At 60.8% G+C, this 5,567-nt stretch carries 6 protein-coding genes; 2 read left to right on the top strand and 4 right to left on the bottom strand.

What is annotated here, in order from left to right:
• The first annotated feature begins 180 nt into the window (after window positions 1-180).
• Window positions 181-1,053, top strand: coding sequence for a glucose-1-phosphate thymidylyltransferase RfbA (gene rfbA / locus B9Z49_RS08750; RefSeq protein WP_108353227.1), 873 nt, complete (start codon window positions 181-183; stop codon window positions 1,051-1,053).
• Window positions 1,053-1,604: a dTDP-4-dehydrorhamnose 3,5-epimerase gene (rfbC, locus tag B9Z49_RS08745; protein WP_108353072.1), complete on the top strand. Its 552-nt coding sequence runs from the start codon at window positions 1,053-1,055 to the stop codon at window positions 1,602-1,604. Before rfbA ends, rfbC begins: the two co-directional genes overlap by 1 nt.
• A gap of 94 nt (window positions 1,605-1,698) precedes the next feature.
• Here rfbC and galE read toward each other — a convergent pair whose 3' ends face one another.
• From galE to radC, 4 genes are read right to left on the bottom strand one after another with little or no spacing between them, the layout of a single operon-like run.
• The gene (galE, locus tag B9Z49_RS08740) at window positions 1,699-2,709 is read right to left on the bottom strand and encodes a UDP-glucose 4-epimerase GalE (RefSeq protein WP_108353071.1); all 1,011 of its coding nucleotides are present in this window, start codon (window positions 2,707-2,709) and stop codon (window positions 1,699-1,701) included.
• Between the two features lie 4 nt (window positions 2,710-2,713).
• Window positions 2,714-3,850 carry a formate-dependent phosphoribosylglycinamide formyltransferase gene (purT, locus tag B9Z49_RS08735; protein ID WP_108353070.1) on the bottom strand — a complete coding sequence of 379 codons (1,137 nt, stop codon included), beginning with the start codon at window positions 3,848-3,850 and terminating at the stop codon, window positions 2,714-2,716.
• Window positions 3,851-3,852: 2 nt separating this feature from the next.
• The gene (locus B9Z49_RS08730) at window positions 3,853-4,851 is read right to left on the bottom strand and encodes an adenosine kinase (protein WP_108353069.1); all 999 of its coding nucleotides are present in this window, start codon (window positions 4,849-4,851) and stop codon (window positions 3,853-3,855) included.
• Between the two features lie 42 nt (window positions 4,852-4,893).
• A complete protein-coding gene (gene radC, locus B9Z49_RS08725) occupies window positions 4,894-5,565 on the bottom strand; it encodes a DNA repair protein RadC (RefSeq protein ID WP_108353068.1) in 672 nt (223 codons plus the stop codon).
• Window positions 5,566-5,567 lie beyond the last annotated feature (2 nt).

The following is a 5,567-nucleotide window of genomic DNA, read 5'->3' as shown; positions in this document are numbered from 1 at the left end:
ACGCCGTTCGAGACGCCCCTGACTTGATAAGCTCGAGTCACCAGCGATGCATCCATCTGTTATTTAAGCGAGTCGAGCCAACATGCCTTGAGCGTGTTGCTCGAACAGTGTGGTGATTCAAGGTGCCGCTGCGCCTGCATTGACCGCCCATGAAAAGTGGGGTGTTCTAAAATGCATCGCATGACAAATCGAAAAGGCATCATCCTCGCAGGCGGCTCCGGCACCCGCCTGTACCCCGTGACCCAAGCGGTGAGCAAGCAGCTCATGCCGGTGTACGACAAGCCTATGGTGTATTACCCGCTGACCACGCTCATGTTGGCGGGCATTCGCGATGTGTTGCTGATCAGCACGCCGCAAGACACGCCACGTTTTACCGAACTGCTGGGCGACGGCAGCCAGTGGGGCATGAACATCCAGTACGCGGTGCAGCCCAGTCCAGATGGTCTGGCGCAGGCTTTCATCATTGGCAAGGACTTTGTGGGCAACGACCCGAGCGCCCTGGTACTGGGCGACAACATCTACTACGGCCACGATTTGGTGAAGCTCTTGGCCAATGCCAACGAACGCACCCACGGCGCCAGTGTGTTTGCTTACCATGTGCACGACCCGGAGCGTTATGGGGTGGTGGATTTTGACGGGCATCAACGTGCGCTGAGCATCGAAGAAAAGCCCAAAACACCCAAAAGCAACTATGCCGTCACAGGCTTGTACTTTTACGACCAGCAGGTGTGCGACATCGCCGCCGAGATCCAGCCTTCACCGCGTGGCGAGCTGGAAATCACCGATGTGAACAAGCGCTATCTCGAGCTGAACCAGCTCAACGTGGAAATCATGGGTCGAGGTTATGCCTGGTTGGACACAGGCACACACGACAGTTTGCTCGAAGCCGCAGGCTTCATTGCCACATTGCAAAAGCGCCAAGGCCTGATGGTGGCTTGCCCAGAGGAAATTGCTTTCTCGCAAAAGTGGATCGATGCGGCGGCTGTGCAGAAGCTGGCCGCGCCCTTGGCCAAAAATGGCTACGGCCAATACCTTTTGAACTTGCTGAAATAATGCCCTACACCGTGACACCCACCGCCTTGCCCGAAGTCCTGATCCTTGAGCCCAAGGTCTTTGGGGACGCGCGGGGCTTCTTCTTTGAGTCCTTCAACCAGCGCGACTTTGCTGAAAAAACAGGTGTTGATTTGCCCTTCGTGCAAGACAACCACAGCAAATCCGCGCAAGGCGTTTTGCGCGGCTTGCACTACCAAATCCAGAACCCCCAGGGCAAGCTGGTACGCGTGGTGCAAGGCCAGGTGTTTGATGCGGTGGTGGATTTGCGCCAAAGCTCGGCCACTTTTGGCCAATGGGTGGGGGTGTACTTGGATGCGCAAAAGCACCAGCAGCTGTGGGTGCCGCCGGGTTTTGCACACGGTTTTGTGGTGCTCAGTGAATCGGCCGAGTTTTTGTACAAAACCACCGATTACTGGTACCCCGTCCACGAGCGCAGCCTGAGCTGGGATGACCCTACGGTGGGCATTGTCTGGCCGATGACAGGCCAGCCCCTGTTGGCGGCCAAGGACGCTGCTGCGGCGTCATGGGCTGAGGCCGACAAGTTTTCCTGAGCCGATACTTCGGTGGCCAGATCCGTCCACCGTTGCGCTGAGTGATCCCGCAAGCAGGCCATCACGGGCTTGCCTTTCAGGGAACCTGCCCGTGTCAATACCCCTTTGGATTGTTCGATTGCCAGCGCCAGGCGTCCTGGCACATGCGCTCGACCCCCAATTGCGCCTGCCAGCCCAGCGCTTCTTGGGCCAGGCGCGTGTCGGCGTAGCAGGCCGCCACATCACCGGGGCGGCGCTCCACAAAGCGGTAGGGCACGGGTACACCCGTCACGCGGGCAAAAGTGTCAGCCAGTTCCTGCACGCTCACGCCGCGCCCGGTGCCCAAGTTGACGGTGATGCTGGCTTGGCGGTCGTTCAGGTACTTGAGCGCGGCCAGATGCCCCTGCGCCAAGTCGACCACATGGATGTAGTCGCGCACCCCCGTGCCATCGGGTGTGGGGTAATCCTTGCCAAAAATGCTCAAAAACTCGCGTTGCCCCACTGCCACTTGGGTGATGAAGGGCATCAAGTTGTTGGGGGTGCCACTCGGGTTTTCGCCGATGGTGCCGCTGATGTGTGCGCCGACCGGGTTGAAGTAGCGCAGGATGGCCACATGCCAGCGCGGGTCGGCCTGTTGCAGGTCACGCAGGATGTCTTCGCAGATCAGCTTGGTGCGTCCATAAGGGTTGGTAACCTGCAGGCGGCTGTCTTCGGTGATGGGCACCTGCTCGGGGTCGCCATACACCGTGGCCGATGAGCTGAACACAATGCGGCGCACGTTGGCACGGTCCATGGCGTGCAGCAAGGCCAAGGTGCTGCCCACGTTGTTGTCAAAGTAGCGCAGTGGTTGGGCCACCGACTCACCCACGGCTTTGAGGCCCGCAAAGTGGATGACGCCGTCGATGCGGTGTTCGGCAAAGATCCGGTCGATTGCTGCGCTGTCGCGCACATCGGCCTGGACGAAGTTGAAGTTCTTGCCCGCGAGGGCCTCGATCCGGTCGAGCACCTTGGCGCTGCTGTTACACAAGTTGTCGACGATGACCACCTGGTGTCCCGCGTTCAAGAGTTCTACCGCCGTGTGCGAGCCGATGTAGCCTGCGCCGCCCGTGACAAGGATGGTGCTCATGGGTTTAGACCACCACCGAAATTTTGGCTGCAGCCTCACGCGCCCGTTGCAGCGCGTTGTCGCCTTGGGCCAGCGCCACCGCCATGCGGCGATAGGGCCGGGTGGTGGGTTTGCCAAAGATGCGCACGTCCACGCCGGGTTCGCTAAGGGCTTCTGCCACACCCCTGAAGCGGGGGTTTTCGCCATCCTTGTCGGCCAGCACCACAGCGCTGGCACCTTCTACGCACTCGATGCTGGGGATCGGTAAGCCCAAAATGGCGCGGGCGTGCAGGTCAAATTCGCTCAGGTTTTGGCTGATGAGGGTGACCATGCCGGTGTCGTGCGGGCGAGGGCTCAGTTCGCTGAAGATCACCTCGTCTTTCGTCACGAAAAACTCCACGCCGAACAGGCCCGCGCCGCCCAGGTCGGTGGTGACTTTTTCGGCCATTTGCTGTGCTGCCAAAAGTTGCTCGGGCTTCATGCCTTGGGGCTGCCAACTGTACTGGTAGTCGCCGCGCTCTTGCACATGGCCAATGGGCGGGCAAAACAGGGTTTGGCCGTTGCGCTGTCGGATGGTGAGCAAGGTGATTTCAAACTCGAAGTGGATGAATTCTTCGACGATGACTTTCTGGCGATCGCCGCGCATACCGGCGCAGGCGAAGTCCCAGCTTATCTGCACGTCGGCAGCCGTCTTGGCCACGCTCTGGCCTTTGCCCGATGAACTCATCACCGGTTTGATGACGACCGGAAAACCGATCTCGGTGGCTTTGGCCAGCAGTTCGACGGCCGAGTCGGCGTAGCTGAACTTCGCTGTGCGCACGCCCAAGCCCACGGCCACATCGCGGATGCGGTCGCGGTTCATGGTCAGGTTGGCGGCGCGGGCGCTGGGGATGACCTCAAAGCCTTCCTTTTCAACCTCCAGCAGCACCTCGGTGCGGATGGCCTCGATCTCGGGCACGATCAAATCGGGCTGGTACTTGGCGATGGCCGCGCGCAGTGGCGCTTCGTCGAGCATGCTGAAGACACAAAACTCGTCGGCCACTTGCATGGCGGGGGCACCCGCATAGCTGTCGCAGGCCATCACATGGCAGCCCAAGCGTTTGGCGCTGATGACGAATTCTTTGCCGAGTTCACCGGAGCCGAGGAGGAGAATTTTTTTCATGCTCAGGCCTTCTGGAAGTCGGCGTGAATCTGCTGCAGTTGCGCGGCTGTCAAGCGGTTGCCGTGCTGGCTGACCACCGCAGCGGCAGCGCGGTTGGCCAGTGCGGCCGCTTGCGCCGGGCTTTGACCGTGGGTGATGCCGAACAAAAAGGCACCTGCAAACATGTCGCCGGCACCATTGGTGTCCACCGCTTGGGTGGGCAAGGCGGGCACTGCGATGCGCTGCTGGCCTTGCACGACGATGCAGCCCTTGGGGCCACGCGTCAGGCATACGGTTTTCGCCAAAGCCGACAGCTGGCCAATGATGGCGTCGAGCTCGGTGGTGCCGCACCAGGTTTGCGCTTCTTCTTCGTTGGCAAACAAATAGCCCAGGCCGTTGCCGATCATGGCTTGCAGGCCTGCACGGCAGAAGTTGATCATGCTCACATCGCTGAGCGTCAGAGCCGTGGCCACTTGGTGCTCAATGGCGATTTGGCGGCCTTGGACTGCGGCTTCGAGGCCACTGGGCGAAGCGGCCAGGTAGCCTTCCATGTAATAAATTTTGGACTTGGCGATGTCTTGCGGATGCAGGGCCGAGGCGTCTAGCTGCGAGGTGGCACCTAAAAAGGTGCACATGCTGCGCTCGGCATCGGGCGTGACCAGCACCATGCAGCTGCCGGTCTGGCCTGCTTGCGCTTTGGTGTGGGTCAGGTTGGTGGCCACGCCGTTGGCTTGCAGGTCTTGGCTGTAGAAGGCACCCAACTCGTCGTCGGCCACCCGGCATGAGTAAAAGGCTTTGCCGCCCAATTGGGCCAGCGCCACCACGGTATTGCCGGCCGAGCCACCACCGGTGCGCCGGGCGTGCAGGCCTTGCACGTGGGTGAGCAGTTCGGCGCGTTGGGGGGTGTCGATCAGCGTCATGTGGCGCTTGCTCACGCCCATGGTGTGCAGCAAGGCGTCAGAGACTTCGTATTCGGTGTCGACCAGGGCATTGCCGATGGCGTAGAGGTGGTAGTGAGACATGGGCGGCAGGGTGTTGGTGTAAATCCGTGAGTTTACCGACCCTCACATCAATCCTGCTTCGGCCATCGACAGTGCCTGCCCTTGCCCCACGATGATGTGGTCGAGCACACGCACATCGACCAGCGCCAAGGAGGCCTTGAGAGTCTGGGTCAGGTGCTCGTCGGCGCGGCTGGGCTGCACCGAGCCGCTGGGGTGGTTGTGCGACAGCACCACAGCGGCGGCCTGGTGGTGCAGGGCGCGCATGACCACTTCGCGGGGGTAGACCGAGGTCTGGCTGAGGGTGCCCCGAAAAAGTTCTTCCATGGCCAGCATGCGGTTTTGGCTGTCCAGAAACAGCACCGCAAAGACTTCGTGATTTTTGTACGCCAGCTGCAACTGCAAATACTGTTTGACGGCGCCCGGCGTTTGGAATGCCTCGCGCTCTTTCAGGCGCTGGCCTAAGGCCCGTCGTGCCAGCTCGAACACGGCCAGCAGCTCGGCCTGTTTGGCCGGGCCCAGACCCTTAACCAATTTAAGTGACTGCGCCGTGGCCTGCAGCAAGCCCGCGATGCCGTCGGGTCCGAGTAATTCTTCTGACAGCTGGAAGACGTTTTTGCCCACCATGCCGGTGCGCAGCAAAATGGCCAGCAACTCCACATCGCTCAGGGCCTGTGGCCCTCGGGCGAGCAATTTTTCGCGCGGGCGCGCATCGGCCGGCAAGTCCTTCATGCTCATGT

The organism is Limnohabitans sp. 2KL-51, from assembly GCF_003063645.1.
Lineage (GTDB): Bacteria > Pseudomonadota > Gammaproteobacteria > Burkholderiales > Burkholderiaceae_C > Limnohabitans_A.
This window is presented reverse-complemented; position numbering and strand designations above follow the sequence as displayed.